The organism is Segeticoccus sp., assembly GCF_035708005.1.
Map to the genome: position 1 here is coordinate 1 of NZ_DASSTI010000016.1, position 18,847 is coordinate 18,847.

Annotated in this window: 18 protein-coding genes and 1 pseudogene; 12 read left to right on the forward strand and 7 right to left on the reverse strand. The window is 72.4% G+C overall.

Going from position 1 to position 18,847, the window contains the following annotated elements; genetic code table 11:
• On the reverse strand, positions 1-2,083 hold a 2,083-nt coding region (locus VFL99_RS01425; protein WP_325104537.1), incomplete at its 3' end, for a molybdopterin-dependent oxidoreductase.
• A gap of 297 nt (positions 2,084-2,380) precedes the next feature.
• Here VFL99_RS01425 and VFL99_RS01430 point away from each other — a divergent pair.
• The 8 genes from VFL99_RS01430 to VFL99_RS01465 all read left to right on the forward strand — a co-directional run bounded on the left by VFL99_RS01430 (position 2,381) and on the right by VFL99_RS01465 (position 7,653).
• Positions 2,381-3,214: an acetate uptake transporter family protein gene (locus VFL99_RS01430; RefSeq protein WP_325104538.1), complete on the forward strand. Its 834-nt coding sequence runs from the start codon at positions 2,381-2,383 to the stop codon at positions 3,212-3,214.
• A gap of 111 nt (positions 3,215-3,325) precedes the next feature.
• On the forward strand, positions 3,326-3,814 hold the full coding sequence (locus VFL99_RS01435; protein ID WP_325104539.1) for a hypothetical protein: 489 nt from the start codon (positions 3,326-3,328) through the stop codon (positions 3,812-3,814).
• Entirely contained in the window at positions 3,811-4,062 is a 252-nt protein-coding gene (locus VFL99_RS01440) for a monovalent cation/H+ antiporter complex subunit F (RefSeq protein ID WP_325104540.1), read from the forward strand. Before VFL99_RS01435 ends, VFL99_RS01440 begins: the two co-directional genes overlap by 4 nt.
• Positions 4,059-4,379, forward strand: a complete 321-nt coding sequence (locus VFL99_RS01445) for a monovalent cation/H(+) antiporter subunit G (protein ID WP_325104541.1) — start codon at positions 4,059-4,061, stop codon at positions 4,377-4,379. Before VFL99_RS01440 ends, VFL99_RS01445 begins: the two co-directional genes overlap by 4 nt.
• Positions 4,376-4,678, forward strand: coding sequence for a hydrogenase subunit MbhD domain-containing protein (locus VFL99_RS01450; protein WP_325104542.1), 303 nt, complete (start codon positions 4,376-4,378; stop codon positions 4,676-4,678). The genes VFL99_RS01445 and VFL99_RS01450 overlap by 4 nt, the downstream gene beginning before the upstream one ends.
• Positions 4,675-5,469 (forward strand): MnhB domain-containing protein, encoded by a 795-nt coding sequence (locus tag VFL99_RS01455; RefSeq protein WP_325104543.1) that lies wholly within the window; start codon positions 4,675-4,677, stop codon positions 5,467-5,469. Before VFL99_RS01450 ends, VFL99_RS01455 begins: the two co-directional genes overlap by 4 nt.
• Positions 5,466-5,813, forward strand: coding sequence for a sodium:proton antiporter (locus VFL99_RS01460; protein ID WP_325104544.1), 348 nt, complete (start codon positions 5,466-5,468; stop codon positions 5,811-5,813). The genes VFL99_RS01455 and VFL99_RS01460 overlap by 4 nt, the downstream gene beginning before the upstream one ends.
• A gap of 13 nt (positions 5,814-5,826) precedes the next feature.
• Positions 5,827-7,653, forward strand: a complete 1,827-nt coding sequence (locus tag VFL99_RS01465) for a complex I subunit 5 family protein (RefSeq protein WP_325104545.1) — start codon at positions 5,827-5,829, stop codon at positions 7,651-7,653.
• A gap of 25 nt (positions 7,654-7,678) precedes the next feature.
• Here VFL99_RS01465 and VFL99_RS01470 read toward each other — a convergent pair whose 3' ends face one another.
• Positions 7,679-8,971 carry an LCP family protein gene (locus tag VFL99_RS01470; RefSeq protein ID WP_325104546.1) on the reverse strand — a complete coding sequence of 431 codons (1,293 nt, stop codon included), beginning with the start codon at positions 8,969-8,971 and terminating at the stop codon, positions 7,679-7,681.
• A 144-nt stretch (positions 8,972-9,115) separates the two neighbouring features.
• Here VFL99_RS01470 and VFL99_RS01475 point away from each other — a divergent pair, with 144 nt between their 5' ends.
• A complete protein-coding gene (locus VFL99_RS01475) occupies positions 9,116-10,147 on the forward strand; it encodes a glycosyltransferase family 2 protein (RefSeq protein ID WP_325104547.1) in 1,032 nt (343 codons plus the stop codon).
• Positions 10,148-10,358: 211 nt separating this feature from the next.
• Here VFL99_RS01475 and VFL99_RS01480 read toward each other — a convergent pair whose 3' ends face one another.
• Entirely contained in the window at positions 10,359-10,970 is a 612-nt protein-coding gene (locus tag VFL99_RS01480; protein WP_325104548.1) for a GNAT family N-acetyltransferase, read from the reverse strand.
• A 332-nt stretch (positions 10,971-11,302) separates the two neighbouring features.
• Entirely contained in the window at positions 11,303-11,938 is a 636-nt protein-coding gene (locus VFL99_RS01485) for a class I SAM-dependent methyltransferase (protein ID WP_325104549.1), read from the reverse strand.
• Positions 11,939-12,143: 205 nt separating this feature from the next.
• Here VFL99_RS01485 and VFL99_RS01490 point away from each other — a divergent pair, with 205 nt between their 5' ends.
• Genes VFL99_RS01490 through VFL99_RS01500 form a run of 3 tightly spaced genes read left to right on the forward strand, consistent with a single transcriptional unit; the run spans position 12,144 to position 16,361 of the window.
• A complete protein-coding gene (locus VFL99_RS01490; protein WP_325104550.1) occupies positions 12,144-14,399 on the forward strand; it encodes a DUF5941 domain-containing protein in 2,256 nt (751 codons plus the stop codon).
• The gene (locus VFL99_RS01495; protein WP_325104551.1) at positions 14,396-15,214 is read left to right on the forward strand and encodes a CDP-alcohol phosphatidyltransferase family protein; all 819 of its coding nucleotides are present in this window, start codon (positions 14,396-14,398) and stop codon (positions 15,212-15,214) included. Before VFL99_RS01490 ends, VFL99_RS01495 begins: the two co-directional genes overlap by 4 nt.
• Before the next feature lie 10 nt (positions 15,215-15,224).
• Positions 15,225-16,361, forward strand: a complete 1,137-nt coding sequence (locus tag VFL99_RS01500) for a glycosyltransferase (protein ID WP_325104552.1) — start codon at positions 15,225-15,227, stop codon at positions 16,359-16,361.
• A 219-nt stretch (positions 16,362-16,580) separates the two neighbouring features.
• Here the strand turns inward: VFL99_RS01500 and VFL99_RS01505 are convergent, their stop codons facing one another.
• From VFL99_RS01505 to VFL99_RS01515, 3 genes and pseudogenes are all read right to left on the reverse strand, one after another.
• Complete coding sequence (locus VFL99_RS01505) at positions 16,581-17,255, reverse strand: CoA transferase subunit B (protein ID WP_325104553.1); 675 nt, start codon at positions 17,253-17,255, stop codon at positions 16,581-16,583.
• Positions 17,256-17,258: 3 nt separating this feature from the next.
• On the reverse strand, positions 17,259-18,089 hold the full coding sequence (locus VFL99_RS01510) for a CoA transferase subunit A (protein ID WP_325104554.1): 831 nt from the start codon (positions 18,087-18,089) through the stop codon (positions 17,259-17,261).
• Positions 18,090-18,330: 241 nt separating this feature from the next.
• Positions 18,331-18,847 (reverse strand): annotated as a pseudogene (locus VFL99_RS01515) (hypothetical protein); the annotation flags it as partial.

The following is an 18,847-nucleotide window of genomic DNA, read 5'->3' on the forward strand; positions in this document are numbered from 1 at the left end:
ACCCGGCCAGCTTGGCGCGGATCCGCTTGCCGAGCTCGAAGTAGAACTGCAGGTCGCTGCGGGAGTCGCCGGGCGGCTCGACCGCCTTGTCGCGCCACTGCAGCATCCGCTGGGTGTTGGTGAACGTGCCGGACTTCTCCACGTGCGCGGCCGCCGGCAGGAAGAACACCTCGGTGCCGATCTTGCCGGTCTCCAGCTCGCCGGTGGCGATCTCGGGGCCGTCCTTCCAGAACGTGGCGGACTCGATCATCGCCATGTCCCGCACCACCAGCCAGTCCAGGTTGGCCAGGCCGAGGCGCTGCATCTTCCCGTTCGCCGAGCCGACGGCCGGGTTCTCACCGACGATGAAGTAGCCCTTCACCTTCCCCTCGATCTGGCCCACCACGGTGTCGTAGGTGCCGTGGTGCCCGGTGAGCCGGGGCAGGTAGTCGAAGCAGTAGTCGTTGTCCGCGGTCGCGGCCTCGCCCCAGTAGGCCTTGAGCAGGCTCACCGCGTAGTGGCGCATGTTGCCCCAGAAGCCGGTCTTGCCGGCGTCCTCGGCCACGTAGCTGTCCAGGTCCTCGTGGTGGTGGGCGTGCGGCATGGGCAGGTAGCCGGGAAGGATGTTGAACAGCGTCGGGATGTCCGTCGAACCCTGGATGCTGGCGTGCCCGCGCAGCGCCATGATCCCGCCGCCGGGACGGCCCATGTTGCCCAGCAGCAGCTGGATGATCGCCGCCCCACGGATGTACTGCACGCCGACGGTGTGCTGGGTCCAGCCGACGGAGTAGACCCACGCGGTGGTCCGGTCCCGGCCGCTGTTCTCGGTGACCGCCTCGCAGACGGACAGGAAGTCCTCCTGCGAGACGCCGCAGACGCGCTCGACCATCTCGGCGGTGTAGCGCTGGTAGTGCCGCTTGAGCAGCTGGAAGACGCAGCGGGGGTGCTGCAGCGTCTCGTCGCGCTCCGTCTGGGCCGCACCGGCGTGGACGGCTCCGCCGGAGCCGTACTCGCTCCCTGCCGCCCGGGCCGTGCGGGACTCGCCGGCCTCACCGGCCGGCTGACGGGCGCCGCCGGCGGCCGCGTGCTCCTCGACGCCCTCGTAGGACCACGAGGCGGTGTCGTAGGTGCCGGTGTCGGGGTCGTAGCCGGAGAACAACCCGTCGAGGTCCTCGGTGTCCCGGAAGTCCTCACTCACGAGCGTCGCGGCGTTGGTGTAGGCCACGACGTAGTCCCGGAAGAACTTCTCGTGCTCGAGGATGTAGTGGATGATCCCGCCAAGGAAGACGATGTCGCTGCCGGCCCGGATCGGGACGTACTGGTCCGCCACCGCGGAGGTGCGCGTGTAGCGCGGGTCGACGTGGATGACCTTCGCGCCCCGCCGCTTCGCCTCCATCACCCACTGGAACCCGACCGGGTGGCACTCGGCCATGTTCGAGCCCTCGATGACGATGCAGTCGGAGTTCTGCAGGTCCTGCTGGAAGGTCGTGGCGCCGCCGCGGCCGAACGAGGTCCCCAGACTGGGGACGGTGGAGCTGTGTCAAATACGGGCTTGGTTCTCGATCTGGATCGCGCCGAGCGCCGTGAACAGCTTCTTGATGAGGTAGTTCTCCTCGTTGTCCAGCGTCGCGCCGCCGAGGTGGGCGATCCCGAGGGTGCGCCGCAGGGCGTTGCCCTCCTGGTCGCAGTCCTCCCACGTGCGGGCGCGGGTCTCCAGGACCCGGTCGGCGATCATGTCGGTCGCGGTGTCGAGGTCGAGGGTCTCCCACTCGGTGCCGTAGGGGCGGCGGTAGAGGACCTGGGTCTGGCGGGTGCTGGAGTTGACCAGCTGTTCGCTGGCCGAGCCCTTCGGGCACAGCCGCCCGCGTGAGATCGGCGAGTCCGGGTCGCCCTCGATCTGGGTGACCCGCCCGTTCTTGACGTAGACGCGCTGGCCGCACCCCACTGCGCAGTAGGGGCAGACGCTCTGCACCATCTTGTCGGCGGTCTCGGTGCGCGCGGTCCAGTCCCGGCCCGATCGGGCGGCCTTGCCGCGACCCAGCTTGTCGGAGCCGGTGGCCTGCCGCACCACCGGCCAGGACAGAAAGGTTGTGCGCGCGCCCATCTCGTGCCTCCCACCATCGCCGTTGCCCGGACTCTACCCACGGGCCCTGAGCGGTGCCAGAACACGGGCCCAGAGCACGGCCCCTGAGCGGTGTCCCGAAGAGGTGCGGGTCGGCATACGGCTGGTCGGGTGGACGGCAGAAATCGCCGCCACAGAAGGCGTAGCGGCACCTGCGAGGGGTAATCGACAAGTACCCCGGCCGAGCAGGGCCGGAGCGTCAGTTCTCCTCCCTGCCGACTCCGGAGCGTCGACAGATGGCATGGGCGGCGGGGACCGAGGCGTCACGCAGGAGGAACCATGCCAGTTCTACATCACCACCGGCGCCACCAGGACGTGGCCGCACGGGCACAGCAACAGCAGGCCACCGACGCAGTGACGACCACCGAGCCGGCCGCACCGGTGGCCCCGACCTATCGCGAGGTCGAACGGTCGCCCGAGGAGTTGTGGGAGGCACGCAGCCGGATCGTGCTGATGCCGACCGCGCCGCCCTCGATTCTCGGGTTGTTCGGTTTCATGGGCGCGACCGTCATGGTCGGTGCGTGGTTCGCCGGCTGGTACGGCACCGCCACCACCCCGCTGATCCTGTTCCCGTTCGCCATGGTCTTCGGCGGGTTCGCCCAGTTCACGGCAGGGCTGTTCGCCTACCGTGCCCGCGACGGCGTCGCCACCGCCATGCACGGGCTGTGGGGCTCGTTCTGGGTGGCCTTCGGCATCATGCAGCTGCTGGTGCTGGGCCACCTCATGCCCGCGATCCCGCTCGGCACCGTCAACACCAGCTTCGCCTGGTGGTTCATCGTGCTGTGCGTCATCACCGCCATGGGCGCGATGGCGTCCCTGGCCGAGAGTGTCGGCATGGCGTGCGTGCTGACGCTGCTCGCCGTCGGTAGCGGGTTCACCGCAGCCGGCTTCTACGCCGGGTGGAGCACCGGCATCATGATCGCCGGCTACCTCTTCGTCGCCTCCGCCGCCGTCGCCTGGTACGTCGCCGGCGCGCTGATGATGAAGAACGCCTACGGCCGCACCATCCTGCCCGTCGGCGAGATGCACCTGCGTCCGCTGGCGCACACCCGGGCGCCGAGCCTGCCGATCCAGTACGAGGGAGGTATGCCGGGAGCCAAGATCGGCCAGTAACCACCCGTCCCGCTCGGCCCCGCCCGCAGCGGTTGCGGGGGTGTTGCCCCGGCCACAGACTGGGCACGGCAGCAGCCGTGCCCAGTCATCTGTGAGACAGGGAGGGACGACGTGGCAGCCGTGGGTGAGGTGCTGGCGTGGTGGGTCGTCCTGGTCGGCATCTGGCTGAGCACCCTCTCCTCGCCCAACAGCCAAGAGCTCGGCGTCGCGGTCGCCTCGAGCTTGGTGTGCGCCCTCGCCGCGGTGCCGGTCCGGCGGGCACTTCCCGCCAAGTGGCGTCCCCAGCTGGGCTGGGTCCGGTGGTTGCTGCCCCTGCCGGCGGCGGTGCTGGCGGACATGGTCCGCCTCTTCGGCCTGGCCCTCGCGCCGCGGCGCGCGCTGCCCGGCGGCGGAGACAGCAAGGACGGTGAGCTGTCCGAGATCCACCTGCCCCAGGACGATGACCCGCATCGCGCGGGCATCCGACGGGCCCTCGCCTCGCTCGCCGTGTCGGCGACCCCCGGGACGTATGTCGTGGACTCCCGTTCCGAGGACAACGTCCTCATCGTCCACTCCCTGGGTTCCGGGACGCCGTCGATGGACGAGGTGGTGAGCCGGTGAATCCTTGGCTGGTCGCGGGCCTGGTGCTGAGCCTGTTGCTCGCCCCCGCAGGGCTGCTCGCATCCCGCGGCGACCCGATGGAGCGCCTCGTCGGGATGGAACTGGCCGGGGGAATCCTGGTCCTGGACCTGCTGGCCCTGTCCCAGGCCTTCGCGCAGTCCTCCTACCTGATCGTGCCGCTGGTGCTGGTGCTGCTGTCCTTCGCCGGAACCCTGGTGTTCACGCGGTTGCTGGGCCCCCGACCGTGAGCACGGCGACCGGGATCCCGCACCTGATCGCCCTGGCTCTCCTGGCGGCCGGGTTGTTGGTGGCGCTCACCTCCTCGGTGGCCGCCTTCGGGCTGCGGGGGACCCGCAACCGGCTGCACGTGCTCACCCCCGTGACGTCCGTGGCGGGGCCGCTCATCGGGATCGCGCTGGCCATCGAGAACGGGTGGACGCTCACCACCGCGGAGATCCTCATCGTCGTCCTCATCCTCGCGGTCACCGGTCCGGTGATGGCGATGGCGACAGGTCGGGCTGACGCGCAACGGGAAGGGATCCTTCGGCAGGACTCTCCCGAATGACCGTCTTCACCATCCTCGTCGTGGTCGCGCTCACCCTCGTCGGGGCGGTGGGCACCGTTGTCGTCTTCACCGACGAACCGCAACGCCAGGCGGTCGTGCTGTCGGTCTTCGGGCTGCTCCTCACGCTGCTCTTCTTCGTGCTGCAGGCCCCCGACGTCGCGCTCTCCGAGCTGGCGGTCGGGATGGCGCTCGTGCCGCTGATGGTGATGCTCACGATCCGCAAGATCCGCGCGGGAGGGCAGTCGGGAGGGGACTCCGGCGGGGGTTCCGAGAAGGAGTCCGGCGGTGAGGTGACGTGACGCGCCGGGTCCGGTTCATCCTCTTCGGCTGCGCCGCGGTCGCCGTGGCGGTGCTGCTCGGGTTCGGGATCGCCGGCATGCGCCCCTTCGGGGGAGACGTCCACCCCTACCGGGACCATGCCGTCCACGCGGCGGTCCAGCACGTCACCGCCAATGTCGTCTCGTCGGTGAACTTCGACCAACGGGCGCTCGACACCCTCGGCGAGGAGATGATCCTGCTCGCCTCGGTGGTCGGGGCCTCCGTGCTGCTGCGGCCCACCTCCGAGGAACGGGAGCGTGCCGGCGGCGGTGGTGCGGGCCGCACGCTGGCCGCCACGCAGGTGATGGGCTACCTCGTGCTGGCGGTCACCCTGGTCGTCGGCATCGACGTGGTGGTCCATGGGCACGTCACGCCCGGTGGTGGTTTCCAGGGGGGCGTGGTGCTCGCCACGGCCGTGCACCTGCTCTACGTCGCCGGACGGTATGCCGCGCTCCGCCGGCTGCGCCCGGAAGGGCTCCACGAGGTGCTCGAGGCAGTGGGCAGCCTGTCCTTCGTCTCGGTCGGTCTGGCCGCGCTCGTGGCCAGCGGTGCCTTCCTGGCCAACGTCGTGTCGTTCGGCAGCTTCGGCCAGCTGCTCTCGGCCGGTACCGTCCCGGTGCTCAACGTCGCGGTCGGACTCGCGGTCGGCTCGGGCTGCATCGTCCTGCTGGCCGACTTCCTCCAGCAGGCGATCGACATCGCCGGCGGTCAGGGGCAGGGGGACCGCAGCAGCGGGCAGCACGACCGCGAGGACCAGCAGGGGGAGTCGTGAACGTCTACGCCTACGTCGTCGGGGGCTGGCTCGTCGTCGTGGGAGGGCTCGGCATCGTGCGCAGCCGCAACCTGGTCCATGCGGTGATCTGCCTGTCGATCGCGCAGGCGGGGACCTACGTGCTGCTCATCGCGGTGGGCTACCAGTGGGGGGCCTCGGCGCCCGTGTTCGGCTCCACCGTCAAGCCCAGCACCAACGTGGTGGACCCGGTGGTGCAGGCGATGACCCTCACCGACATCGTGGTGTCGGCGACCGTGACGGCGCTGCTGCTCGCACTCAGCATCCAGATCAGCAAGCGGCACAAGACCGTCGACCCCGACGAGCTGTCCTCGCTGCGGGGTTGACGTGCTCGGCCAGGTGAGTGTGACCGCCCCCCAGTTGGTCTGGCTGACGATCGCCGTGCCGATCGTCATCGCCTGCCTGCTGCTGGCCGGCAACAAGCGACTTCCCCGGCGGCTCGTCGACGCGGTCGCCACCGCCGCGGCCGGCCTCGTCGTGGTCATCTCCCTCGGGGTGCTCGAGGCCACGGCCTCCGGCCACGTCGTGGCCTGGTCCGGTGGGTGGACCGTGCACCACGGCTTCTCGGTCGGCATCGTCCTGGTGGCCGACCAGTTCGGGGCCGGGCTCGCCCTCGTCGCGGCGGCGCTCATCACCGTCGCGCTGGTGTACAGCTGGCGCTACATGGAGGACGTCGGCGCCCACTACCAGGCGCTGATGCTGCTCTTCCTCGCCGGCATGGAGGGGTTCGCCCTGACCGGCGACATCTTCGACATGGTGGTCTTCTTCGAGCTCATGGGTGCCGCCGCCTACGCCCTCGCCGGGTTCAAGGTGGAGGACCCCACCGCGGTCCAGGGCGCGTTGACCTTCGCGATCGTGAACTCCTTCGGCGCCTACCTCAGCCTCGCCGGCCTGGCGATGATCTACTCGCGCACCGGGCAGCTCGGGCTGGCACAGATCTCCCACGCGATCTCCGGCCGGCCGCCGGACGGGCTCATCGTCGCCGCCTTCGTCCTGCTCATCACCGGTTTCGTGGTCAAGGCGGCGATGGTGCCGTTCCACTTCTGGCTGGCCGACGCCCACGCCGTCGCACCGGCACCGGTGTGCGTGCTGTTCTCCGGGGTGATGGTCGAGCTCGGGCTCTACGGCATGATCCGCATCTACTGGGTCGTCTTCAGCGGCACGCTGCCGCACGAGGCGATCACGCGGATGCTGCTGGTGCTCGGCGGCGTCACGGCGGTGGTGGGGGCGGTGATGTGCTTCGCCCAGCGCCACATCAAGCGCCTGCTCGCCTACTCCACCATCGCGCACATCGGGCTGTTCCTGCTCGGCATCGGCACGCTGACGTCGGACGGCACGGCCGGCGCGGCGCTCTACGTCCTCGGGCACGCGGGCATCAAGTCGGCGCTGTTCCTCCTCGCCGGAGTGCTGTTGAACCGTTACCAGAGCATCGACGAGTACGGCCTCTACGGGAGGGTGACCGAGCGCCGCTTCTTCCCGTGGCTGTTCCTGCTCGGGGGGCTGGCCCTGGCCGGGCTGCCACCGTTCGGCACGGGCCTGGGCAAGTCCGTCCTGGAGGACTCGCTCTCGAAGGCGGGGGAGCACTGGGGCCCGGGGCTCGTGATCTTCGTCTCCGCGCTCACCGGCGGGGCCGTCATCCGGGTGGGGCTGCGCGTCTGCTTCGGGCTCGGGCCGCGCCCCGAGGAGCACCACGAGGACGAGACCAGCGGCTCCGAGGAGGAGCCGGACCAGCCGGTCGGCCGTGTGCGGGCGACCATGCTCACCGCGATCCTCGTGCTGCTGGCCGGGGGTCTCGCCGTCGGGGTGATCCCCGACCTCGGCCCGCGCGTGGGAGCCGCCGCCGAGGCCTTCGTCGACCGGGCGGGCTACGTCAAGGCCGTGATGGCGGGCCAGCCTGGGCACCTGTCCCCGCCGGTCGCGTCGGTCAGCTGGACGACGCTCGGCGTGGTGCTCGGGCTGGTGTCCACGGCCGCGGCCATCGCATTCGCCGTGGTGGCCCTCTACGCCCCGCGGCTCGCGGAGCCGCTGAAGGCGATCGGCCGGGGTGCCGCACCGGTGCTGCACGTCCTGCGGGAGCTGCACTCGGGCCACGTGGGCGACTACATCGCGTGGCTGTTCGTGGGCGTCGCGGCACTCGGCGCCCACGTCGGCCTCCCGCTCCTCTGACCCGCGAGGGTGGTCGCCGGGCCGGTCAGGGCTGGGCGGTGATCGGCCGGTCGTGGTTCAGGTCGTTGAACAGCTGCTTGGCCTTGGCGTGGTCCCACTCGACGGCGCTGCCGGCCGGTGTCATGAGGTTCGGGTTCGCGATCGGCACGCTGATCGAGGTGCCCGAGCCCTTCGACGCGGACCGGACCGCGAGGAGTGTCTTGGCCACGTTCATCATCGAGTCGTTCTTGTCGATCGTGATCGCCTGGGCACCGGCGGAGCCGATGCTGTGCAGCCGCCAGGGCAGCAGCACGTTGGCCGGGTTCGCGGCCTTGCTGAGCAGCGCGCCGAGGAACTTGCGCTGCGCCTCCTGCCGGCCGAAGTCCTGGTTGGCGTAGGTGTGCCGGGAGCGCACGTAGCCCAGCGCCTGCTGGCCGTTGAGGTTCTGGCAACCCTTCTGCAGGTTGATCCCGGCGTCCTTGTCCTTCATGTGGTGCGGGATGCAGATGTGGACGCCGCCCAGGCTGTCGACGACGTTGGCGAAGCCGCCGAAGCCGACCTCGAGGTAGCCCTCGATCCGCAGCCCCGTGGTCTCCTCGACCGTCTTCACGAGCAGCTTCGGCCCGCCGATCGAGAAGGCGGCGTTGATCTTGTTGCTGCCGTAGCCCGGGATCGGCACGTAGCTGTCGCGGGGGATGGACACCAGCGTCGGGTCCCCGTGGTCGGGGATGTGGATCAGCATGATCGTGTCGGTGCGCTGGCCCGGCGCGTTGCCGGTGGCGAACTTGTGCCGTTCGGCCTTGGTCAGTCCCGCTCGGCTGTCCGAGCCCACCATGAGCACGTTGCGGCCGGCACCAGCCGCGGGCTGGCTCGCCGGCTGGACCGCGACCCGGTGCACGTGGCCCCAGGCGGACAGCCCGGCCCACAGCAGCGAGGCGATCCAGACGACGATGATCAGCACGATGATGCCCACGGTCCAGCGGACCCGGTGGGTGCGGTGCGGCCCGCGCGCCGCGGTAGCGGCGCCCCCGCCGGCCCCCGCGCCGGCGTACGCCGCGGCAGGCGGCCGGCGCCGCCGGTCCCCGCGGGGCTGGCGAGGCGAGCTCTCCGGCATACCGCTGCTGCCCGGCGCGTCCTCGCGGGCCGGGCGTCTGGAGCCCAGGCCGGCCGCTCCGGAGGGGCGCCGCCGGCGACCACGGGTGTCGACGGTGATGGCGTCGTCGTCACCCTCCGGGCGCGGACGAGGCCGCGGCCGGGGACGCGACGCAGCCCGGTCGTTCACCGGGATCTGGCGTGAGCGGTCGCCGTAGTCGTCGTACTCGTCGGGCTGCTGAGGCACCCGGACAGGGTAAGGGAGCGGACTGGGTGGAGTCCGCTCCCCGGCCGCGCGTGCAGCCGTGTCGCGTTCTCGGGGCGGGCACGCGGCGCCGGTAGCCTGAACGACGGCCCCTGTCGACCCGCACCACCACCGGAGGATGCCCGCGTGTCCATCGAGCCCGCGCCCGAGGCGCTCGGCGAGCAGTCCAGCGTCGCCGTCGTCATGCCGATCCTCAACGAGGAACGCCACCTCGAGGAGGCCGTGGACGCCATCCTCGCGCAGGACTACGCGGGGCCGGTCGAGGTCGTGCTGGCGCTCGGGCCGAGCCACGACCGCACCGACGAGATCGCCGCGAAGCTGGCCGAGAAGCACCCGCAGGTGCGCACCGTGCGCAACCCCTCCGGCCGCACCCCCGACGCGCTCAACGCCGCGCTGGCCGCCTCCGAGTCGGACCTCGTCGTGCGCGTGGACGGGCACGGCGTGCTGGACCGCGGCTACGTGCGCACGGCCGTGGAGCTGATCCGCAGCACCGGCGCCGCCAACGTGGGCGGCGTCATGGCGGCCGAGGGGGTGACGCCGTTCGAGCGGGCCGTGGCCGCCGCGATGACCTCCCGGCTCGGGGTCGGGTCGGCGCAGTTCCACACCGGCGGGCAGCCGGGACCGGCCGAGACCGTCTACCTGGGGGTGTTCCGCCGGGAGTGGCTGCGGCGGATGGGCGGCTACGACCCGCGGTTCGTGCGCGCCCAGGACTGGGAGCTCAACCACCGCATCCGCGAGGCCGGCGGACTGGTCTGGTTCGACCCGCGGCTACGGGTCTCCTACCGCCCGCGCGGCAGCTTCCGGGCCCTCGCGCGGCAGTACCGCGACTACGGCCGCTGGCGCCGCGTCGTCGCCCGCACCCACTCGGGCACCATCAACGCCCGCTACCTCGCCGCGCCGACCGCCCTGCTCGGGATCGTGGTCGGGGCCGTGGGCGGGTTCGCCGCGCCGGTGCTGTGGGTGCTGCCGGGCGGCTACTTCGCGCTCACCACCGTCGGCGGGCTGACCGTGCGCGGCGACCTGAGCCTGCGCGAGCGGCTGCTGCTGCCGGCGATCCTGCCGACGATGCACCTGTCGTGGGGGTGGGGGTTCCTCACCAGCCGGGTGCGGATCGAGGGCGAGGCGCCGCTGCCCGAGGAGGCGTCCTTCGCCCACTGAGCTGCGGCCCGGCTGGGGGTGGCCGGTTGGGGCGGCCCGATCGGGGGCCCGGCTGTGGTGGCCGATCGTGGTGGCCGGCTGGGGTGGCCCGATCGGGGGCCCGGCTGGGGTGGCCCGATCGGGGGCCCGGTCATGATGGCCGATCATTGTGGCGTTTCGGCTGCTCTGGCGACCAGAACGTCACCATGATTCGGCGCGGCGATCGAACCCGTCAGTATGCCGAGAGCTCGCCTTCTCGATGCGCCCCACCGTGGGCGCCCCGCCACTCCTCGGCGAGCAGGGCGTAGCCGAACCCGTCGAGCCAGCGCCCCGACCGGTGCAGCGAGTCCGCCACGGTGGCCATCTCGCGGCGCATGCCGACCCGCTCCATCAGCCGCCACGACGGCTCGTTGTCGGCGAAGCAGTAGGCCACGACGCGGTGCAGCCCCAGCTCCGCGAAGCAGATCCGCAGCAGCTCGACCACCGCTTCCGTGGCGTACCCATGGCCGTGCACCCGCGGGTCCAGGCACCAGCCGATCTCGGCCTGCACCCCCTTGGCCCGCTCGACGACCTCGGCCTGACTCCAGGCGTCCTCGACCCGCACCATCAGGTCGCCCACCACCTCGCCGTCCCGCTCGATCAACAGCGTGCGGGGCAGCCGGTCCGGCTCGAGGTAGATCCTGCGGTACGCCTCCAGGTCCGCCGGGGCGCTGGTCACCCACTGCACGACCTCCGGCAGACCCCGGTAGCGCCACGTCGCCTCGACGTCCTCCCGCCGGGCCGGCCGAAGGGCCAACCGGGCGGTGCGGTGGGGCCAGGACAGGTCGGCGAGCGCGCGGGTCACGGCTCCCATGATGCGGCGCGCGCCCGACACCGGCGAACCCATTTCCGCCTGCCCAGCCCGCCCACCCGGTCCGGTCCGGCCCCACCCAGCCACACCCGGTCCGATCCGGGCCCACCCGGTTCGATCAGGTCCCGCCGAGCCACACCCGGTCCGATCCGGCCCACCCGGTCCGATCATTGTGCGGTTTTGGCTGCCAGAGCGACCACAACGTCACGGTGATTCCGCACAATGATCGACGGCACTGACCGGCGGGGGCACCGATCGGCCGGGCGAGGGCGCCAACTATCGGCCGGGCGAGGGCGCCAGCGATCGGCTGGGCGTAGGCGCCTGCGTCAGCCGGCCCGGTGGGCGCGGAACAGCACGTCCCAGGCCGTCCGTCGGCCCTCCTCGGTCTGCACCTCGCGGGCCACCCGCTCGCTCCGGTCGACCACGAGCCGGCCGGCGTCGAGCGGCGTCGCGAGATCGCGCTCGACGTCCTCGGCGGTGAACAGCACGGACGCGTCCTGGGGACCGCCGTACCCCTCCTTCAGGTTGCTGCTGTCGTGCCCGATCACCAGCAGCGTCCCGCCCGGCGCGAGGCCGCCCGCCGCCGACTGCATCACGCCGCGCCGCTGCGGCTCCACCAGGTGCAGGTAGCACACGAGCACCAGGTCGAACGCGTCCTCCGGCAGCTCCAGCGTGGTCACGTCGGCGACGGCCCAGGTCACCTCGAGCGGCTCACCCGACTCCTGACGGTGCTGCTCGGCGAGCTTCGCGGCCCGCGCCAGCCCGGTCTCGGAGAAGTCCACGCCCTGCACCCGCCACCCGCGGGCCGCCAGCCAGATCGCGTTGCGGCCCTCCCCGCAGGCGAGGTCGATCGCCCGGCCCGGCGGCAGCTGCGACGTCTCCTGCTCGACCCACCGGTTGGGTGCCGCGCCCCACACGAGGTCGTGCTCGGCATACCGCTCGTTCCAGGTGTTCGCGTCCATCGCTCGCCTCCCTCGCGCACAGTCAACCACCGCCCGACCACCGGCATGGCCGCACCTCCGCACCCCCAGAACGGCCGGTATGCCGGAACTCACCCGTCCGCGCGCCGTGCCGGTGTGCGGGGCGGGGGCGGCCGCTCGGATAGCGTGGACCGGTGAGCTCGGCAGTGCAGCTGGACCCCGCAGGCGACAGGGAAGGACGGTGACGGTGGCCGCTTCGACACGCGGCTCCCTCGACGTCGTCGCCGGCGATCTCGTGGGCAACGCCGCGGCCCGAGCCGTCCACGGGTGGTCCGCGGGTGCCGACCTGGTGGTGACCGGGCCGGGCCCGGACGACCCGCTCGCGGCGGCGCTCGCCGCATTCGGGCTCGGGGACGCCGTCGAGCTCGAGCAGTCGCCCGCCGCGTCGGGCGAGGTCCTGCGCCACCTCGCGGCGGTGGCCGCCGAGTGCGCCGACCGGCCCCTCGTCGTCGTCGACCCGGCCACGTCGCTGACCCTTCCCGCGCTGCTGGACCTGCTGGACCGGCCGCACCCGGGCACCGCCGCGCTCGTCGTCGACCCCGACGCCGTCTCGGCCGGGCGCGACGCCGCCACGCCGGTCCGGGTGGGGGTCGACGGCGCCGCGCTGGAGTCCGTGGGCGGCGCCGGCCACGTGGCCACCCGACCCACCCACGCGCTCGGGGGAGTCCTGCGCGTCGACGCCGCCGACCGGGCGGCCGCTGCAGCCACCTGGGCGCGCGCGGCGGAGCAGCTGTCGCAGCAGGCCGGCGCGGTCAGCGAGCCGGACGGCCTCCAGCGCGCGGTCGTTGCGCCCGGCGAGCAGCCCGATCCGGCCGGACCGGCCCCCGTGGAGCGTCCCCAGCCGGGCTCGGCCGCCTTCGACCTCACCGTGCTGGCGCTGGTGCGCGAAGGAGTGCGGGTCAGGGCGAGCCTGCTTGGGCCGTTCACCTGGCAGCGCGGGCGAGCCCGCAGCGAGGGGGCTGCCGGCGGACCGTGGCGGCAGCGGCTGCGCGGCGCCTCGCGCGGCGGGGACGGCTGGCTGTCCACCACGCTGATCCGCCCGATGTCCCGGCGCGTGACCCGCGTCGCGCTGCGCCTCGGGGTTACGCCCAACCTCGTGTCGCTGACCAGCCTGCTGATCGGCCTCGTCGCGGCCGCGCTCATCCTCACCGACAACCGCTGGGCCTGGGTGGCCTCCGCCGTGCTGCTGCAGGTCGCGCTCGTCGTCGACTGCGTGGACGGCGAGATCGCCCGGTTCACGCGGCGGTTCAGCCCCTTCGGCGCCTGGCTCGACGGGGTGGGGGACCGGGTCAAGGAGTACTCGGTCTTCGCCGCGCTCGCCGTCGTCGCGACCTGGCACGGGCAGTCGGGCTGGCTGGTCGGCCTGACCGCGATGGCGATGGTGAGCCTGCGGCACCTGGAGGACTACGCCTACGTCGACCGGCTCCGGCCGCTGCGGGCGAGCCGCCCGGTGCGGCTGCCGCTGACCGAGCCCTCCGACGGCGGACCGGCCGGCGCGCGCACCACCCTGCCCGAGCCACCCGGTTCCCGGGCGGTGGCGGTGCACTGGCTCAAGAAGGTCATCCACGTCCCGATCGCCGAGCGCTACCTGCTGATCTCGGTGACGCTGCTGGTCTTCCGGCCGCTGCTGGTGCTCTGGGTGATGATCGCCGCGACCGGGTTCGCGCTGGTGTGGACCTACGGCGGGCGCACCGTCAAGGCCGTCCTGCGGCGTGACGGCATCACCGACGCCGCCCGCCCCGCCGGCCGCCACTGGGGGCACCTGGACCACCAGGCCGACCTCGGGCCGGTCGCCCGGGTCGCCGGCCGGCTCGCCGCCCTGCCCGTCCCGGCCGGTCTCGTCGCCGCCGTGGTCGCCGTGGCCGGCTCCGCGGTGCTGCTCGGGTGGCGGGTCCAGGCCGGTTGGACGCTGCTGCTCGCCGCCGTCTGCGTGGTCGTCATGGGGATGGCGTTCCGGCCGCCGGTGCATCTTCGCCGCGGCTGGTCCCTGGGCTGGCAGCTGTCCGGCTGGCTGTGGGGCGCCGAGGCCGCCGTCGTGGCGAGCGCAGCGGCAGCCCTCCTTCCCGCGGACGCGCGCGGGTCGGCATACCTGTGGTTGGCCGTGGTGGCCTACCACCGCTACGACACCGTCTACCGGCTGCGCGAGACCGGTGAGGGGTCGGCGCCGTGGCTGACGCTGTTCGGGCTGGGCACCGACGGGCGGATCCTGCTCGTGCTCGCGGTCGCGACTGTTGCCCCGCAGGTGCTGGGCCCGTTGCTCTGGATCGGTGCCCTGGTCCTGCTGGTGCTGTATGCCGTGGAGTCCGGTCGCGCCTGGCGGCGCCGGTCGGTCGTGGCACGGGCCGCGCTGCCGTCGCCGGCGGGAGCGGTCGCGGCAGGGGCGACGGGGACGGAGCCGCGCGATGGCTCGGCGGAGGACTCGGACGCGGAGGTGGTCTCGTGACGAACGACCTGACGCACGACCCGGGCAACCAGCACCCCACGCTGGAGGAGCTGCGCGCCGTCGTCCAGCCGCCGGAGCACATCGCCCGCTACAACGCCGAGCACTGGGCCGGGGCGCTGTACATGCGCCACGCGAGCCTGCGTGCCACCAAGCTGCTGCTGCCGACCGGGATCAGCGCGAACGGTGTGACGTGGCTGATGATCGTGGTCGGGGTCGTGGGCGGGTTCCTGCTCTGGCTGCCCGGGCTGTGGGGGCCCGTGGTCGCGGTGCTGGCGATGCAGCTGCAGCTGCTGCTCGACTGCAGCGACGGGGAGGTCGCGCGGTGGCGGCAACGGTTCTCCCCGGCGGGGATCTACCTGGACCGGGTGGGGCACTACCTGACCGAGGGGATGCTGCCCATCGCGTTGGGGCTGCGGGCCGACCACTGGTCGATCGGGCACGCCTTCGACGTCGGCGGGTGGACGGTGCTCGGGTTCCTCGTCGCCGTGATCGTGTTGTGGAACAAGGCGTTCACCGACTTGGTGCACGTGGCCCGGGCCAAGACCGGCCGGCCGATGCTGGACGACGTCGCCTCGACCGCGCGGTCCCGGGTGTCGGGGGTGGCGCGGGCGCGGCAGCTGTTCACCTACCTGCCGATCTTCCGGGCGTTCATCGCGATCGAGTTCTCGGTGCTGACGTTCGTCGCCGGGGTCGCCGACGTGCTGCAGGGCGACCGGCTCGGCTCGCAGGTGCTGTTGCTCATCTGCGTGCCGCTCGCGTTCGTGACCGCCGCCGGACACCTGCTCGGGGTGCTGACCAGCTCCCGGCTCAAGTGAGGGTGCGTCGGTGAGTGGGGTGCCCGGTGAGCGGCCGGCCGGTGGGGACGCGGCCGGCGAGCGGGTCGTGTCCGGTGAGCGAACAGCGGCTGGCGGCCGGACAGCGGCTGGCGAGCGGTCGGCATACCGCGCGACGCTGTACCAGTGGGCCCAGGTGCCCGGCCCGGTCGGGGGCGTGACGACCAGCGTCGAGGCGCTGACGGCTGCGGTGTCTGCGCTCGGTGCCGAGGTGGTGCGCGTCAACACGGCGGCCCCGCCGCAGATGGCGGCCTCGCTGCCCCGGCTGTGGCGGCGCAGGGCGCTGCACCTGCTGCACATCACCAACCTCTACCGGGCGATCCTCGTGGCGCCGGTGATGGGCGCGGTGCCGGGCCGGACCGCGGTCGTGCTGCACTCCGGCTCGACGCGCGGGCAGCTGGAGCGGATGTCGCCGTGGCTGCGGCGGGCGGTGACGGTGGCGCTGCACGCGTACGACGAGATCTGGGCGGTCAACGGCGAGATCCGCGAGGTGCTGCCCGGAGTGCTGCGCGGGCGGGTGCGGGTCGTCTCGCCGTACGTGCCGCCGGCATCGGTGGTCTCCGCCGCGGGCTCCCCGTCCGCGAGTGAGGCCGCCGCTGCTGGGCCGCCACGGGATCTGCACCTGGTGACGGTGGCGACCAACTCGGGGCAGCACTACTACGGCGCCGACGTGGCGATCGACGCGGTCGCGCGGGTGCGTCGGAGCTGGCCGGAGGCGCGGCTGTGGGTGCTCGGGTACGACCGGGACGGTGCGGAGATGGCCGCGCTGCGGCGGCGAGCGGCCGAGCTCGACTGGGTGGACATCTCGTTCAACCTCGGGCCGTCGGAGGTGACGGACGCGCTGCGACGCTCGGGTGTCTTCCTGCGGCCGACGTCCTGGGACGGGGACTCGGTGATCGTCCGCGAGGCGCTGGCGTGCGGTGCCCGGGTGGTGGCCTCGGACGTGGCGCCCCGGCCGGCCGGGGTCGAGGTGGCGCCGCTCGACGCCGAGGCGCTCGCCGCCGCCGTGCTCGACGGAGGCCGGGCCAGTGACGGCGCCGGCCTGGCGAGCGAGACGATCCTCGACGCCGCCCGCGACGCCCTGGGCCTGGCCGCGCCCCCGGGGCTTGTTGCTGAAGATTCGCGGTAGGCCTGAGCGGCACCCACTCAGCAAGAACCGGGGCCGGAGCGACAGCTGAGGCGGGAGTGACGGGACTCGTCGACTTGCCCGTCATCTCCGGGAGGACGTACAGGTATCGCCGCGTGCCGCTACCACTACGGACAATGACCGCCTGAGCAGTGACGAAGGGACCCAGGCCTGTGGAGCAGGCCCGGGTCCCTTCGAGTTCGGTCGGGGTCGAGACGCGGGTCAGACCTGGTCGGCGACCTCGGCCTCGATCGGCTCGTCGACGAGGTCGACGGCGAACTCGGGCTCGGTCTTCTCGCGGACCTCGTCCACGGTGACGCCCGAGGCGAGCTCGCGCAGCACCAGCCCGTCGGGCGTGACGTCCATGACGCACAGGTTGGTGATGATCCGCTGCACCACGCCCTTGCCGGTGTAGGGCAGGGAGCACTCGTTGACGATCTTGTAGGACCCGTCCTTGGCGGTGTGCTCCATGAGCACGACCACCTTCTTGGCGCCGTGGACCAGGTCCATCGCGCCGCCCATGCCCTTGACCATCTTGCCGGGGATCATCCAGTTGGCGATGTCGCCCTTGCCGGAGACCTGCATCGCGCCCAGGATCGCGGCGTCGACCTTGCCGCCGCGGATCATGCCGAAGCTGGTGGCGGAGTCGAAGAACGCGGCGCCCTTGCGCAGGGTCACCGTCTCCTTGCCGGCGTTGATGAGGTCGGGGTCCTCCTCGCCCTCGAACGGGTACGCGCCGACGCCGAGGATGCCGTTCTCGGACTGCAGCACGATCTCGACGTCGTCGGGCACGTAGTTCGGCACCAGCGTCGGCAGCCCGATGCCGAGGTTGACGTACGCGCCGTCGGACAGCTCCTTGGCGGCGCGGGCCGCCATCTGCTCACGGGTCAGTGCCACGGCTCAGGCCTCCTTGCTCTCGGTGCCGGCGCCGGCGCGATCGGCGCCAGATTCGACGGACGCGGTGCGTGGCCGCACGGTCCGCCGCTCGATCCGCTTCTCCGCCGCCTGCTCCGGCGTGAGCGGCAGCACGCGCTGGACGTAGATCCCGGGCAGGTGCACCTGGTCCGGGTCGAGCTCGCCGGGCTCGACGAGCTCCTCGACCTCGGCGATCGTGACCTTCCCGGACATCGCGGCGAGCGGGTTGAAGTTGCGCGCGCTCTGGTTGAACACGAGGTTGCCGTGCCGGTCACCCTTCTCGGCGCGCACCAGCCCGAAGTCGCACACGATCGCGTGCTCGAGCACGAAGGTGCGCTGGTGCCCGTGCCAGTCCAGCTCCCGGGTCTCCTTGGCGGGGGAGGACTTCGCGATGCCGCCGTTGCCGTCATACCGCCACGGCAGGCCGCCCTCGGCGATCTGGGTGCCGACGCCGGTGGCGGTGTAGAACGCCGGGATTCCCGCGCCGCCGGCCCGCAGCTTCTCGGCCAGCGTTCCCTGCGGGGTCAGCTCGACCTCGAGCTCACCGTGCAGGAACTGCCGCTCGAACTCCTTGTTCTCCCCGACGTAGGAGGCGACCATGCGGCGGATCCGCTTGTCCTTCAACAACACCCCCAGCCCCCAGTCGTCCACGCCGCAGTTGTTGGACACCGCCTCGAGGTCGGTGATCCCCGCGTCATGGATCGCGGCGATGAGCACGCTCGGGATGCCACACAACCCGAAGCCACCCACCGCCAGGGACGAGCCGTCGACGATCCCGTCGATGGCCTCGGCAGCAGAGGAGACGACTTTGTCCATGTCGCGGACTCTATCGTCGGCCCTCCTGCCCACCGGACACCCGTCGCGCGGGCGGTGTCCGGTCGAGGTTGCGGCGTTCGTGCGACGGGAAGTCCCGAGATCGGCGGGAGAGTCCCGAGATCGGCGGGGAAGTCCCGAGATCGGCGGGGAAGTCCCGAGATCGGCGGGGAAGTCCCGAGATCGGCGGGGGAAGTCCCGAGATCGGCGGGGAAGTCCCGAGATCGGCGGGGAAGTCCCGAGATCAGGGGGTGGGCGGCTCGGGTGAGTCGAGCGTGACGCCCTCGGTCGCCAAGCGGTCCGCGAGCCTCGACTCGTGGTCGGCCCCCGCCTCGGCGCCACCGCGGGACAACACCACCGACCCGTCGACCGACCAGGCCGCCAGCACGCTGCGCAGCACGGCGGCCACGTCCCCGCTCGCCAGGTGCACCCGCGCGCCGGTGGACCAGTCCACGGAGGGCACCAGGTCGGCATATGTCCATTCGCGGTATGCCGACCGCTCGCCGACCCGGCGCAGCGCCACCTCGTCGACACCCGGGCTGGCGAACGCGGCGAACTGGTCGCCGTGCGTGGCGAGCTCCTTGGCCTCGTCCATGGCGCCGGCCGGGACGGGGCTCGGGGCGGAGCGGGCGAGGGCGGCCAGGGTGACGACGACGAGCTCGGCGCCGCCGGCGTCCGCCTCCGGGTCGGTCGTCACCAGCACGTCGGCCCGCTCGGCGAGCTCGACCACGGCGTCGCCGCTGCCCTCGGCGTCGGCGGCC